We start from the raw sequence: 13,576 nt of genomic DNA, 5'->3' as shown, positions 1-13,576 counted from the left end.
ACACAAAAAAAGCTTGGTGAATTTTTCACCAAGCTTATCGCTGTTGCGTTGAGATGTCTTGTAAAAAACGATCACTCTTGTTTGAGAGCTTTCAGCTTACTCTGCTTACTCGTTTTTAACCCATCGAAACTGAATACGAACAAGGCTCCCCAGATAAAGGCGAAGGTGATGGCTTTATCTAAGGTAAATGCTTCGCCATACACAAGTACGGCAAGTAAAAACATCAGGCTGGGTCCTATGTATTGGAAAAAGCCAAGGGTTGAAAGTTTTAATCGGGTTGCTGCGCCAGTGAAACACAGCAGTGGCAGGGTGGTGATTACCCCAGCAGCGACTAATAATAAGTTGAGCGTTGTTGGGTTGTTGGCAAAGTCTGCGGTGGGAGAGTCAGCAAGCCACAATAAATAAATGGCCGCAGCAGGCAGCATTACTAAGGTTTCAATAAATAAGCCTGTCAGTGCACTCACACTGACTTTTTTGCGAAGCAGGCCGTAGCAGCCAAAAGTACAAGCCAGTGCGATCGCGACGATAGGAACAGAACCAAAAGCAATGAGCTGCACCAATACGCCGCATGCAGCTAATCCGACGGCAAACCACTGTAATTTACGTAAGCGCTCACCGAGAAATAGCATCCCCAGCACCACATTGATTAACGGGTTAATGTAATAGCCCAAACTGGCATCAAGCATGTGGTTCGCATTGACCGCCCAGATGAAAATTAGCCAATTGACGCCAACTAACACCGCTGTTGAAATCAAAAACAGCAGCTTAGTTTTATTTTGGATAACATCACGGACACTATGCCAATGGCGGCCAAAATGCAGCAATACGGCGAGCAATACAAATGACCACACCACGCGATGGCTCAATATTTCAAGCGGAGAGACCGAGCTAATGGCTTTAAAGTAAATTGGTGCAATGCCCCACATGGTGTAAGCGCCAATAGCGAGGAAGATACCCTGACGCGCTCTTTGTTGTTCTTCGGGTGTCATCGTTTATCCCCTTTAAATCGGTTGAGCAGAATCGAAGTATACGGGGGTAACTTGCAATCTTCCTAACAATTTGCGGCGATAGTCGTCATGACCTTATCGAATAACCATGCAATAACTATGGACTAAGGAATCGTCGAGAAGCTCGCTTATTGTGAGTGGTTGGGTATACAATGTGCGCTTTGCTTTGCACCTGCAACGACACTCGATATCCAACTGAGAATTGAATGACCTCGACACTGTTAGCCGAACAACCTGAGCGATCAACCAGCCCTCAAACTGTATTAGAAACCGTATTCGGCTATCAGCAATTTCGTGATGGTCAACAAGAGGTGATTGATGCGGTGGTTCGAGGGCAAGACTGTCTGGTGATCATGCCTACCGGTGGTGGTAAATCTCTTTGTTACCAAATCCCAGCCTTGGTGCGAGAAGGGATCACTCTGGTTATTTCCCCGCTGATCTCTTTGATGAAAGATCAGGTCGACCAACTAAAGGCCAATGGTGTTGCAGCCGAATGCATCAATTCCACAATGAGTCGAGAGGCGCTGTTGTCGGTGTACAACAGGATGCATTCCGGTGCGATTAAACTCGTGTATGTGTCACCCGAGCGAGTGTTGATGCGAGATTTCATCGAGCGTTTGCACAACCTGCCACTTTCGATGATTGCAGTTGATGAAGCACATTGTATTTCTCAGTGGGGACACGATTTTCGTCCGGAATACGCGGCACTTGGTCAGCTAAAACAGCAGTTTTCACACGTACCATTCATGGCACTGACCGCCACCGCAGATGATGCAACTCGCACTGACATTACTCATCGTCTGCACCTCAATGACCCTCATAGTTATCTTGGCAGTTTTGACCGGCCGAACATCCGCTATAACTTGGTGGAAAAGCACAAGCCAGTTTCTCAGATCATCCGTTTTCTTGATGGGCAGCGGGGCAATTGCGGCATCATCTATTGCGGTAGCCGCAAGAAAGTCGAGATGCTGACAGAAAAACTGTGCAATAACCACATTCGAGCGGCAAGTTATCATGCAGGACTAGACGCCGATGAGCGTGCGTATGTTCAGGAAGCATTTCAGCGTGATGATATTCAAATCGTTGTAGCGACGGTGGCATTTGGCATGGGCATCAACAAGCCCAATGTGCGCTTTGTGGTGCATTTTGACATCCCGCGTAACATTGAGTCTTACTATCAGGAAACGGGACGTGCTGGTCGTGATGGCCTACCAGCCGAAGCGATGATGTTGTATGACCCAGCAGACATCAGTTGGTTGCGCCGTATGTTGGATGAGAAAGACGAAGGGCCACAGAAACAGGTTGAAGCACATAAACTGAATGCAATGAGTGCCTTTGCGGAAGCGCAAACCTGTCGTCGTCAGGTATTGCTGAACTATTTTGGTGAATACCGCGAGCAACCTTGTGGCAACTGCGATATTTGCCTAGATCCCCCGAAGCGATTTGATGCCACTGATGAAGCGCGTAAAGCGTTATCTTGTGTTTATCGAGTCAATCAGAGCTTTGGTATGGGATATGTGGTTGAAGTGTTGCGCGGTATGCAAAATATTCGGGTACGTGAAAATGGTCATGATAAGCTCTCAACCTATGGTCTCGGGCGCGATCATAGCCACGACTACTGGGTGAGTATTTTCCGTCAACTGATCCACAAAGGATTGCTGTTCCAAAACATCACCCGCAATTCGACTTTGCAGCTGACGGAAGAAGCGAGGCCATTGTTGCGGGGAGATATTGAACTCGAGCTGGCTGTACCACGCTTAGACACAGCGGCGCGTGCTGCGAAGTCAGAAAAATTGTCCAACAAGCATTACGATAAGAAGCTGTTTGCCAAATTGCGTAAGCTGCGTAAGTCGATTGCCGACGAAGATGGATTGCCACCGTATGTGGTATTCAGTGACGCTACCTTGATTGATATGGCAGAAATATTACCGACATCTTACGGTGAAATGCTGGCAGTGAATGGGGTCGGGGAGCGTAAGCTAGAAAAATACGCCGATCCATTTTTAGATTTAATTCAGGAGCACATTACTCATCATGGCTGATGCACAAAAGGAATTTGGTTTAGCAGAATATGATGCTGAGCAAGGCCGGATCATTATAACTGCCCCACGCTTTGACTACGACAGCTTCCCAATACTCGGTGATAAACTGCTGTCATTGCTATCTGCTACGCCAGTGGAGAAACAATGGGATGCCGATATCCATTCGTGGTTGATTGACTTTGAAGGTTGCCAGCTCTTTTTAAAAGCGGAGCATTACAGCGAATGTGTTTGGTTGGAAGCCCTGTCCATCTGCGACAGTAAAGAAGAGCTCGATTATCTTGCTGGTTTATTTCGCCGCGGATTTTAGCTCTTAAACGTTTGCGTCTTGTCCCACCATTGCAGCCTGATTTGATTAATGTATAATCAGCGCCCGCTCATTTATGAGCAAACTTTATTGCGCTGATTGTCAGCGTTTATTTTGACATTGTTGGTAAGAGTCCATTTGCGGTGCAAATTGATTCGATTTGGGTTCCCTCACCCCCAAACCAAACTAAAAAGGTATCGCATGAGTAACTTTACCCCTGCGCAGCAGCGCAACGCCCTTTTCTATCTGGTCATTTTTCATCTGATCATCATTGCATCGAGCAATTATCTGGTTCAACTGCCCTTTACCGTCTTTGGTTTTCATACCACTTGGGGTGCATTCACCTTCCCATTCATTTTTCTGGCCACGGATCTGACGGTGCGAATTTTTGGCGCTAAGCTGGCTCGTAAAATCATTTTCTTAGTGATGCTCCCAGCGCTCTTGGTGTCGTACGTTTTATCGGTGTTGTTTTTCGAAGGTCAGTTTCAGGGGCTCGCTCATCTTGGCGAATTTAATTTGTTTGTTGCACGTATCGCAATCGCTAGCTTCATGGCGTATTTGCTTGGACAAATTATGGATGTGCATGTGTTTAATCGCCTACGCCAAATGAAACAGTGGTGGGTTGCACCCACATGTTCCACCTTGTTTGGTAATGCCCTCGATACCATCGCTTTCTTTGCTATAGCGTTTTACCAAAGTCCAGATCCATTTATGGCGCAACACTGGCAAGAAATTGCACTGGTGGATTATGGCTTTAAGCTTGTGATTAGCCTTGGCCTGTTTGTGCCAATGTATGGTGTGCTGTTGAACTACCTGATTAAAAAGATCACGGCATCCAATCCCGAGTTTAAACCGACGACTGCGATGTAACATTGAGTCTAATTTATTGAAAGTAAAAGCCGCCTTGTAAATAAGGCGGCTTTTTTTGATAGGGATAAACTTGAATGAAGCATTTGGATCATGGGTGTCCAAATACTATGAGAGCTGTACAACGGCGGCGATAGGAACAAAAAAGGCTCCTTAAGGAGCCTTGCTATTACTGAGCATGAATAGCGAGTGGCCATCCAATGTCGGTTTGGCGGTTCGCTTCGATTTCCAGTTCAGCAGCGGTGAGTGGGTTACGTGCCAGCCACTGCTCATCAATGGAAAGCGTTAACTTGTCGTTTTCAGCACGTAGCGTAATGTGCGGCTCAAGTGAAGGATTACGTCTGTGAGTTAGTAACACCGCTAAGCGCAGCAAACGTAGCACCCGTTTACCACTGTTGCCTGATAAAGCGTGCTGTTCTGGCAACGAGGTGAGTTGTTCACGATAACGACGGACCACTTCACCCAAATAATGTTTTTGAGCACGGGTATAACCAGGTAAATCGAGATTTTGCAGCAGGTAAGCACTGTGTTCGCCGCCTTTTTTGAAATCGATGGTTAGGCCGATTTCATGCAGCTTGGCGGCGGTTTGCAACAGTATTTCCGCGTGCGCTTCTTCAATCCAGTTTCGGCCACCACATTGTGTCAGTAGCTTGCTGGCTAAAGTGGAAACCTGTTCTGCGTACTGAACATCAAGCTGGTAACGCTGTTGAACGCTACTGATCGTGCGGGCTCGGATATCATCTTGACGTAGCTCTTGCACCATTTCATACACCAGACCTTCACGTAGTGCACCGCCAGCCAGTGTCATTGAGTCGATTTCAAGCAGTTCAAAAATCGCGATCAGGATCGAAAGGCCACTTGGGAACACTAAAGCACGCTCCAGCGTTAAGCCCTCAATTTCAAGCTCTTCTAGGTGATCAGCTAGCATGGCTTGTTTTTGTAGCCGTTTGAGCTTGGCATGGGTGATCACTTCATCCATCCCTTGTGCCAACATGATTTCTTGTAATGCCTGTACCGTGCCTGAGGCACCTACGCACACATCCCAACCAAGAGTTGTATATTGCTCAAGAATAGGCTGTAAGGTCTCTTTTGCTGCGGCAATGGCATTGTTGAAGTTGGTTGCGGTTAGCTGACGATCTTTAAAATGGCGTTCTAACCAAGTGACGCAGCCCATTTTTAGGCTGGTGAGTGCACTGGCATCAAAACCTTCACCGATGATCAGCTCAGTACTGGCGCCACCAATATCGACCACAAGGCGGCGACCTAAACCACCCGATGTATGCGCCACCCCTTTATAAATAGTTGCGGCTTCTTCTTCACCAGAAATGACGTCAATATTGTGGCCAAGGATCTGATTGGCTTTTTCCAAAAATACCGCAACATTAGTTGCGGTACGTAAGGTAGCCGTTCCCACAATACGGATATTTTCTTGTGGAATGTCTTGGAGACGTTCTGCAAACAGACTCAAGCAATCCCAACCACGCTGCATGGCTTCCTGACTGAGCGCATTATTTTCGTCCAGACCAGCAGCAAGGCGAACCTTGCGCTTAATTTTTGCCATGGTTTGTACGCTACCATCGATGTGACGCACCACGAGCATATGAAAACTGTTCGACCCGAGGTCGATGGCTGCGTAGAGCGGAGAGGAAACAGCTTGAGTCATAGTCTACTTAAGAATCCTTTTGTTGACGTTGGCGAGAGCGATTGTTTTGACGACGGTTACCCGAACGAGAGCCACCTGTGTTAGTACGACGCTGCTGCGGACGATTTGAACGCATGCGGATCGGTGCAGGTAAATCTTCAATTAGGGCACTTGGATCGTAATCCGATACCGGGATCGCGTGCTCAATGTATTCTTCAATCGGTGGAAGGTTAATCGCGTAATCTTCACATGCAAAGCTGATTGAGTGACCACTTGCACCAGCACGACCAGTACGGCCGATACGGTGAACGTAATCTTCACAATCGTCAGGAAGATCGAAGTTGAACACGTGCGTCACTTGCGGAATATGTAAACCACGAGCTGCCACATCGGTTGCCACCAAAAGGTCAACATCCCCTTTGGTAAATTGATCTAGGATTCGCTCACGTTTTTTCTGTGGCACGTCACCTGTTAGTAGACCCACACGGTGACCATCGGCAGCGAGGTGGCCCCAAATAGATTCACATTTGTGTTTGGTGTTGGCGAAAATGATCGCGCGCTCTGGCCATTCTTCTTCAATCAGCGTTTGTAGCAGTGCCATTTTGTGTTCGTTAGAAGGGTAAAACAACTCTTCTTGAATACGGTGACCCGTTTTCACTTCTGGCTCAACCACCACATGCTCTGGGTTGTGCATGTGCTCGAAAGCTAGTTCTTGTACGCGGTAAGACAGCGTTGCCGAGAACAACATGTTCAAACGCTCTTTTGGCTCAGGCATGCGACGGAACAAGAAACGAATGTCTTTAATAAAGCCCAGATCGAACATGCGGTCTGCTTCATCAAGAACAACGGCTTGAATGTGATTTAGGTTAAACACGCGTTGCTTGTAGAAATCGATAATACGGCCAGTTGTGCCAATCAGTACATCAACGCCGTTTTCTAGTTTACCGAGTTGCTTATCGTAGCTTTCACCGCCGTAAGCCAGTGCGGCTTTGATGCCCGTACTCTCAATTAATGGTGCCGCATCATTGAAAATTTGGATCGCCAACTCACGGGTTGGAGCCATAATAATGGCACGTGGCTGCGTTGGCTTACGTCCTTCATGTTCTGGCGTATTTAGCAAATGGTTAAAAGTAGCGGTCAGAAAAGCCAGGGTTTTACCTGTGCCTGTTTGAGCTTGACCTGCAATGTCTTGGCCGGTGAGCAGTACCGGCAACGCCAAGGCTTGGATCGGGGTACAAAACTCGAACCCTTTTTTCTCCAATCCTTCAGTAACTTGGGGGTGTAAACCCAAATCGGCGAACTTTTGCTCTGTGATATGCGTCTTTTTCATTGCTATAGAATATCAGCTTAAGCTTGCAATACGAAAGTAAATACATTCCAATAGGGCATCTATTTACTGGCTATCATTAAACCAGTTCAGAAAAAACACATTGGAGTGGAAGATGAGTGACAAGATTTTGCAGCTAACTGATGACGGTTTTGAAAACGATGTAATCAACGCTGCAGGCCCGGTTCTAGTCGATTTTTGGGCAGAGTGGTGTGGTCCTTGTAAAATGATTGCGCCGATTCTTGACGAAATCGCAGATGAGTACGAAGGCAAACTCACTATCGGTAAACTGAATATTGACCATAACGCAGGTACTCCACCTAAGTTTGGTATTCGTGGTATTCCAACGCTGCTGCTATTTAAAGACGGTAGTGTTGCGGCAACAAAGGTTGGCGCATTGTCTAAGACTCAACTAAAAGAGTTTTTAGACGCAAACCTTTAATCTCGCAAAAATAAAACCGTGCCAAAAAATTGCGCACGGTTTTATTTTTGAACCACAACAAAAGATAGACTAGGCTAGTATTTAGTGCTAATTTATCGCACGTTAATTAAACAGAATTCTCTTCTTGGTCGATCCTGTGACCAAATCCATCTTAACTAGAAAACAGATCCTATTTTGACTAAACAAGTATCCACCACCATGAATCTAACAGAACTGAAGAACAGACCTGTGTCTGAGCTTGTGAAACTTGGCGAAAGCTTAGGCCTGGAAAACCTGGCGCGTCTGAGAAAACAAGACATCATCTTCGCCATCCTTAAAGCACATGCGAAAAGTGGTGAAGATATATTTGGCGACGGGGTGCTGGAAATTCTTCAAGACGGCTTTGGCTTCCTACGCAGTGCTGACAGCTCATACCTTGCTGGTCCAGATGATATCTACGTATCTCCAAGTCAGATTCGTCGTTTCAACTTACGTACTGGTGATTCGATTGCCGGTAAGATTCGCCCACCAAAAGATGGTGAACGTTACTTTGCGCTACTGAAAGTTAACACGGTTAATGCAGACAAACCGGATAATGCGCGTAACAAGATTTTATTTGAGAACTTGACTCCTCTGCATGCCAATGAGCGCATGGTGATGGAGCGTGGTAATGGCTCTACTGAAGATATTACGGCTCGAGTTCTAGACCTTGCGTCTCCAATTGGTAAAGGTCAGCGTGGTCTGATCGTTGCTCCGCCTAAAGCGGGTAAGACAATGCTGCTGCAAAACATTGCTCAAAGTATTGCCTACAACCACCCAGAGTGTGAGCTAATGGTACTTCTTATCGACGAACGTCCGGAAGAAGTTACTGAGATGCAGCGCCTAGTTAAAGGTGAAGTGATTGCGTCAACATTCGATGAACCAGCGTCGCGCCACGTACAAGTTGCAGAAATGGTTATCGAGAAAGCAAAACGTCTTGTTGAGCATAAGAAAGACGTGGTTATCTTGCTTGACTCTATCACGCGTCTAGCTCGTGCATACAACACCGTAGTGCCTTCATCAGGAAAAGTACTCACTGGTGGTGTGGATGCAAACGCACTGCACCGTCCTAAGCGTTTCTTCGGTGCTGCTCGTAACGTTGAAGAGGGTGGTAGCTTAACTATCCTAGCAACGGCTCTAGTTGATACTGGCTCTAAGATGGATGAAGTGATCTACGAAGAGTTTAAAGGTACAGGTAACATGGAAATTCACCTGAACCGTAAGATTGCTGAAAAACGTGTTTTCCCAGCGATTGATTTCAATCGCTCTGGTACTCGTCGTGAAGAGCTGCTTACTAAGAACGATGAACTACAGAAAATGTGGATTCTGCGTAAGATTGTTCACCCAATGGGCGAAATCGATGCAATGGAGTTCTTGATCGATAAGCTAGCAATGACCAAGACCAATGATGAATTCTTTGACGCGATGCGTCGTCAGTAATTCTTCATAAGAGTTTTTAAACGCCACCTCTATTCGAGGTGGCGTTTTTGTTTGCATTCTTGTTAAACAGTCTTCACAATGGATGAAATGTTACAAGGAGGTTAACATGCAACAAGGAATGTTGTCGTCAGTTCTCCTGTCACTTACGTTAATGACAGGCTCTCCTGTTATCTCTGCCACTGAGATGCAACCCGCTACGGTTGAGCAGTGGCTACAAGACGAACAAATGCAGCAAAAGGTCGCTGAAATGCTGCAGTATGTCGTTGAAGATGAGATAGACTCTCTCAGCTTTGCGCTTGAGCGCTTAGCCTTGCCCGAGCAAGAAGTTGTCCGTTACCTACTGCTTAAGAAAATAGAAAATCAACAGATCATATTATCCCCTCATATGGCAATGTTTGTTGAGCAGCAAAAAGCCATGGTTCCTACCTATAAAATCCTTGAGCGCGGTGATGGCTATGAATTTACGGTGCCAGCCTTTAATTATCCTGCTATCGCGAGCCGCTTGCTCAAACGGTGGAAACAAGATCAATCCACATTAGAATTTGTACTTGAAGCTGAGCGAAAAGAGTTGAATTTAAAAGATTGGTTGCGTGGCAGTGAGTCTTTGGTACAAACCAGAGAAGCATTGCTTATTAGAGAAATGGACAGCTTGTCACCAGAGGCCGTTTCTTTCTTAGTTGAGCAATTAACAGAAAAAGCGGTAACCAGTTGGCTTCCTTCTTCTGCCGTTGTGGTGCGTTTAGCACAAGTGAGTGAAGATGCAAACATGTATAAGCTGCTATGGTTAATGCGTGCCGATTACAACAGTGAGCATGAATTGGCACGGTTAGCTCGAGTTGCTGATACATTTTCTCTGCAACAAGTCATGCTAGCGGCGTCAAATCCGAGCTTGAAAGCGCAAGCCATTCAGGCGTTGAGCCGTGTTGAACCGATGCCAGAAAATGTGAAAGCATTTTTAGTGTCGCGTATGACCTTATCAGAAGAAGCACCTCTAGTTGCACAAGCGTTGGCACAGCAGGGTTATCGTTCTTGGTTAGAAGAGTTAATTGCTCAAAATCCCAATGTAAAACATCGTGCTATTTTGGGCGTGCTAAATCCCTGACACGATTGGTAATAGAAACCACACTAAAAAGAGGGATCGTCAGGTTCCTCTTTTTGGTATACTGCCCGAAGATTAACCAGCCAGTAAAAGGCCTATGAGTTTTAAGGATTTACGCGATTTTATCAGCCACTTGGAGCAAGAAGGCAAATTAAAACGCATTACTCACCCGGTAGACCCTCACTATGAAATGACTGAGATCAGCGATCGTACTTTGCGTGCTGGTGGTCCTGCTCTTCTGTTTGAAAATCCCATTGGTTACCAAATGCCAGTGCTAACCAATTTATTTGGTACGCCGGAACGTGTAGCAATCGGCATGGGGCGCCAGCATGTCAAAGAACTTCGCGAAGTTGGAAAGCTGTTGGCCTATCTAAAAGAGCCAGAACCGCCAAAGGGCTTTAAAGATGCATTGGATAAATTACCGCTGTTCAAACAAGTACTAAATATGCCGGCTAAGCGCTTGCGTAAAGCGCCTTGTCAGGAAGTGATTTGGAGTGGTGATGCGGTCGATCTCGATAAAGTTCCGGTGATGAGTTGCTGGCAAGACGATGTCGCTCCGCTTTTAACATGGGGATTAACGGTTACACGTGGACCAAACAAAAAGCGCCAGAACCTTGGGATTTATCGTCAGCAGAAGTTAGGCAAGAATAAAATTATTATGCGTTGGTTAGCTCACCGAGGGGGAGCACTAGACTTACGTGATTGGATGGAAAAACATCCGGGCGAACCTTTTCCTGTCTCCGTTGCTTTTGGAGCGGATCCCGCCACTATTCTTGGTGCCGTAACACCAGTACCAGATACGCTATCTGAATATGCGTTTGCAGGTCTGCTGCGTGGCAGTAAAACCGAAGTGGTTAAATCGATAAGCAATGACTTAGAAGTCCCTGTCAGTGCAGAGATTGTTCTCGAAGGGTACATTGATCCTAACGAGTTCGCTGATGAAGGGCCTTATGGCGATCATACTGGCTACTACAACGAAAAAGAAAAGCACCATGTGTTTACCATTACGCACATTACAATGCGTAAAGATCCAATTTATCACAGTACCTACACAGGTCGTCCGCCTGATGAGCCTGCTGTACTAGGCGTAGCACTGAATGAAGTGTTTGTGCCGATTCTGCAAAAACAGTTTCCTGAGATTGAAGATTTCTATTTGCCACCAGAAGGTTGTTCGTACCGAATGGCCGTGGTAACGATGAAGAAGCAATACCCAGGTCATGCCAAGCGCGTCATGATGGGTGTGTGGTCTTTCCTTCGTCAGTTCATGTATACCAAGTTTGTTGTCGTTTGCGATGACAGTGTTGATGCGCGTAATTGGAATGATGTTGTCAAAGCGATGACTGAGCATATGGACCCAGTGCGAGATACTTTGTTCATTGAAAACACGCCAATTGACTCTCTCGATTTCGCCTCACCAGTTGCTGGGCTTGGCTCTAAAATGGGCTTAGATGCGACCATTAAATGGCAAGCTGAATTGGTTGGTTCGCAGCAGAGTGATCAACAGCATTCTCAATCAACCCAAGCAGAACTTGATGTTTTTATCGAGCAAAATCCAGAAGTCATTGATATCTATATTCCTCCGACTGTAGTGAATAACAGCTTTGCAGTCGTAACGATGAAGAAAGAGTATGCTGGTCAATCGCAGCAACTGGCAGAAAAAGTTGAGCAGCTTCTTCTAGAGCGAGGAGAGCCTAAGTTTATTGTTGTTTGTGATGATGACGTAAACGCAAAAGATTGGAACGATATCATTTGGGCGATCACCACGCGTATGGATCCCAAACGCGACACTAAACAAGTCACCAATCTTGAGCAAAGCTCTTCACGTCTCGTGTTGGATGCAACGAACAAAGTTGAAGGTGAAGAAATTGTTCGAGAGTGGGGGACACCTATCAAGAAAGATCCCCAACTTGTGGCGAAAATCGATACGATATGGAATAAGTTAGGTATCCTATGAGCCATATCGCTGTCTTGCATCCAAATAACCTAAAATTTGAAATACAAGATGGGCAAACGGTGCTGGAAGCTGCGCTCAACAACAATATTCGCTTCCCGCATCGTTGTCAGGTAGGAGCATGTGCAGCCTGCCTATGTAGAAAAATAGAAGGCGAAGTTACATATCACCTTGAACCTATGCTCACAGAGAAAGAGCAGCAACAAGGGTGGATATTTGCTTGTCAGGCCTTTGCAGAAAGTAATTTAGTACTTACTTTTGAAGAGTAAGATTAGAGGAAGACCATGAGCATTCAATGTAAAGTTAAGTCTATTCAGCCGTTAGCCTGCAATACATACCAAATCCTACTTCACCCAGAAAGTCCGGTAAGCTTCAAAGCGGGACAATACTTGATGGTTGTTATGGGTGAGAAAGATAAACGTCCTTTCTCTATCGCAAGTAGTCCTTGCCGACATCAAGGTGAGCTTGAATTGCATATTGGTGCTGCAGAACATAATGCTTATGCGATTGAAGTGGTAGAAGCAATGCAAAAAGCGCTGGCGGAAGACGGTGAGATCACCATTGATGCGCCCCATGGTGAAGCTTGGATAAGAGAAGAAAGTGAACGTCCTCTGCTACTCATTGCCGGTGGAACAGGCTTTAGCTATGTTCGTTCGATCCTCGACCATTGTGTGGCACAAAATAAAAAGAACACCATCTATTTATACTGGGGTGGTCGTGATGATTGCCAATTGTATGCAAAAGAGGAACTGAATGAGATCGCTGAACATCATAGTAATGTTCATTTTGTTCCTGTAGTGGAAGAAGCAAATACTCAATGGAAAGGCAAAGTGGGTAATGTATTGCAAGCCATTACTGAAGACTTCGAATCATTAGAAGATTACGATATCTATATTGCAGGTCGTTTTGAAATGGCAGGGGCTGCGCGTGAACAGTTTACGCAAAACAAGAATGCAAAGAGTGAACACATGTTTGCAGATGCTTATGCTTTCATTTAAAAGCTAGTTAACTTCAGAAAAAAGAGAGCAAAAACGCTCTCTTTTTTGCCTTTTTGCTGCTTTATTCAACGAAATGGTATTTTTTTTAATTTTTTTTGAAAAAGGGGTTGCGCTAAAAGCTTAACTCCCTATAATGCGCTTCCACTGACACGGCAGACGCCACAAGGCTTTAGCCAAGGTCGTAGAGGTGAAAATCTTCTGAGAAAAGAAATTTGAAAAAGTGTTTGACTCTTCAAATTATCTCGTTAGAATGCACCTCCGCTTTGAGAGAAAACTTCTCGCAAAGCAAAGCTCTTTAACAATATAAACCTATCAATCTGTGTGGGCACTCGTTGATGATAATCCAATTAGAAGCTTCGGCTTCAAATTAGGTTTCAATGAAACGAAGTGACCATTGAATCGAAAGATTCAGCACAGTCAATTCAAACATTACTTATGT

General features: G+C 45.6%; 12 protein-coding genes. 9 read left to right on the top strand and 3 right to left on the bottom strand.

Features of this window, described 5'->3' with window-relative positions:
- Positions 1–71: 71 nt before the first annotated feature.
- Positions 72–989, bottom strand: coding sequence for an EamA family transporter RarD (gene rarD, locus ACQEXU_RS20220; protein WP_427012081.1), 918 nt, complete (start codon positions 987–989; stop codon positions 72–74).
- A 224-nt stretch (positions 990–1,213) separates the two neighbouring features.
- Between rarD and recQ the strand changes: the two genes are divergently transcribed.
- The 3 genes from recQ (at position 1,214) to ACQEXU_RS20205 (ending at position 4,223) form a co-directional block, all read left to right on the top strand.
- On the top strand, positions 1,214–3,049 hold the full coding sequence (recQ, locus tag ACQEXU_RS20215) for an ATP-dependent DNA helicase RecQ (RefSeq protein WP_427012080.1): 1,836 nt from the start codon (positions 1,214–1,216) through the stop codon (positions 3,047–3,049).
- On the top strand, positions 3,042–3,356 hold the full coding sequence (locus tag ACQEXU_RS20210; RefSeq protein ID WP_427012079.1) for a DUF3630 family protein: 315 nt from the start codon (positions 3,042–3,044) through the stop codon (positions 3,354–3,356). Before recQ ends, ACQEXU_RS20210 begins: the two co-directional genes overlap by 8 nt.
- A 198-nt stretch (positions 3,357–3,554) precedes the next feature.
- Positions 3,555–4,223 carry a 7-cyano-7-deazaguanine/7-aminomethyl-7-deazaguanine transporter gene (locus ACQEXU_RS20205; RefSeq protein WP_427012078.1) on the top strand — a complete coding sequence of 223 codons (669 nt, stop codon included), beginning with the start codon at positions 3,555–3,557 and terminating at the stop codon, positions 4,221–4,223.
- A gap of 166 nt (positions 4,224–4,389) precedes the next feature.
- Here the strand turns inward: ACQEXU_RS20205 and gppA are convergent, their stop codons facing one another.
- Positions 4,390–5,883, bottom strand: a complete 1,494-nt coding sequence (gene gppA / locus ACQEXU_RS20200) for a guanosine-5'-triphosphate,3'-diphosphate diphosphatase (RefSeq protein ID WP_427012077.1) — start codon at positions 5,881–5,883, stop codon at positions 4,390–4,392.
- A gap of 7 nt (positions 5,884–5,890) precedes the next feature.
- Complete coding sequence (gene rhlB / locus ACQEXU_RS20195; protein ID WP_367987588.1) at positions 5,891–7,192, bottom strand: ATP-dependent RNA helicase RhlB; 1,302 nt, start codon at positions 7,190–7,192, stop codon at positions 5,891–5,893.
- A gap of 112 nt (positions 7,193–7,304) precedes the next feature.
- Between rhlB and trxA the strand changes: the two genes are divergently transcribed.
- The 6 genes from trxA (at position 7,305) to fre (ending at position 13,137) form a co-directional block, all read left to right on the top strand.
- Entirely contained in the window at positions 7,305–7,631 is a 327-nt protein-coding gene (gene trxA / locus ACQEXU_RS20190) for a thioredoxin TrxA (protein WP_047048192.1), read from the top strand.
- A 198-nt stretch (positions 7,632–7,829) separates the two neighbouring features.
- Entirely contained in the window at positions 7,830–9,089 is a 1,260-nt protein-coding gene (gene rho / locus ACQEXU_RS20185) for a transcription termination factor Rho (RefSeq protein ID WP_367989220.1), read from the top strand.
- Positions 9,090–9,195: 106 nt separating this feature from the next.
- Positions 9,196–10,191, top strand: coding sequence for a hypothetical protein (locus ACQEXU_RS20180; RefSeq protein ID WP_427012076.1), 996 nt, complete (start codon positions 9,196–9,198; stop codon positions 10,189–10,191).
- Between the two features lie 94 nt (positions 10,192–10,285).
- A complete protein-coding gene (gene ubiD, locus ACQEXU_RS20175; protein WP_427012075.1) occupies positions 10,286–12,142 on the top strand; it encodes a 4-hydroxy-3-polyprenylbenzoate decarboxylase in 1,857 nt (618 codons plus the stop codon).
- Positions 12,139–12,408, top strand: a complete 270-nt coding sequence (locus tag ACQEXU_RS20170) for a 2Fe-2S iron-sulfur cluster-binding protein (protein ID WP_427012074.1) — start codon at positions 12,139–12,141, stop codon at positions 12,406–12,408. The genes ubiD and ACQEXU_RS20170 overlap by 4 nt, the downstream gene beginning before the upstream one ends.
- Positions 12,409–12,423: 15 nt before the next feature.
- The gene (gene fre, locus ACQEXU_RS20165) at positions 12,424–13,137 is read left to right on the top strand and encodes an NAD(P)H-flavin reductase (RefSeq protein ID WP_427012073.1); all 714 of its coding nucleotides are present in this window, start codon (positions 12,424–12,426) and stop codon (positions 13,135–13,137) included.
- The last annotated feature ends 439 nt before the right edge of the window (positions 13,138–13,576 follow it).

The sequence above is a fragment of the Vibrio sp. TRT 21S02 genome (assembly GCF_050113675.1).
In the GTDB taxonomy this organism is placed as follows: Bacteria; Pseudomonadota; Gammaproteobacteria; order Enterobacterales; family Vibrionaceae; genus Vibrio.
The sequence above is the reverse complement of the archived record's forward strand: the minus strand, read 5'-3'. Positions and strand labels throughout refer to the sequence as shown.

Coding starts and splice junctions, on each gene's coding strand:
- ACQEXU_RS20170 (WP_427012074.1), top strand. CDS start 12,139: ATGAGCCATATCGCTGTCTTGCATCCAAATAACCTAAAATTTGAAATA.
- rho (WP_367989220.1), top strand. CDS start 7,830: ATGAATCTAACAGAACTGAAGAACAGACCTGTGTCTGAGCTTGTGAAA.
- ubiD (WP_427012075.1), top strand. CDS start 10,286: ATGAGTTTTAAGGATTTACGCGATTTTATCAGCCACTTGGAGCAAGAA.
- ACQEXU_RS20210 (WP_427012079.1), top strand. CDS start 3,042: ATGGCTGATGCACAAAAGGAATTTGGTTTAGCAGAATATGATGCTGAG.
- ACQEXU_RS20180 (WP_427012076.1), top strand. CDS start 9,196: ATGCAACAAGGAATGTTGTCGTCAGTTCTCCTGTCACTTACGTTAATG.
- ACQEXU_RS20205 (WP_427012078.1), top strand. CDS start 3,555: ATGAGTAACTTTACCCCTGCGCAGCAGCGCAACGCCCTTTTCTATCTG.
- fre (WP_427012073.1), top strand. CDS start 12,424: ATGAGCATTCAATGTAAAGTTAAGTCTATTCAGCCGTTAGCCTGCAAT.
- trxA (WP_047048192.1), top strand. CDS start 7,305: ATGAGTGACAAGATTTTGCAGCTAACTGATGACGGTTTTGAAAACGAT.
- rarD (WP_427012081.1), bottom strand. CDS start 989: ATGACACCCGAAGAACAACAAAGAGCGCGTCAGGGTATCTTCCTCGCT.
- gppA (WP_427012077.1), bottom strand. CDS start 5,883: ATGACTCAAGCTGTTTCCTCTCCGCTCTACGCAGCCATCGACCTCGGG.
- recQ (WP_427012080.1), top strand. CDS start 1,214: ATGACCTCGACACTGTTAGCCGAACAACCTGAGCGATCAACCAGCCCT.
- rhlB (WP_367987588.1), bottom strand. CDS start 7,192: ATGAAAAAGACGCATATCACAGAGCAAAAGTTCGCCGATTTGGGTTTA.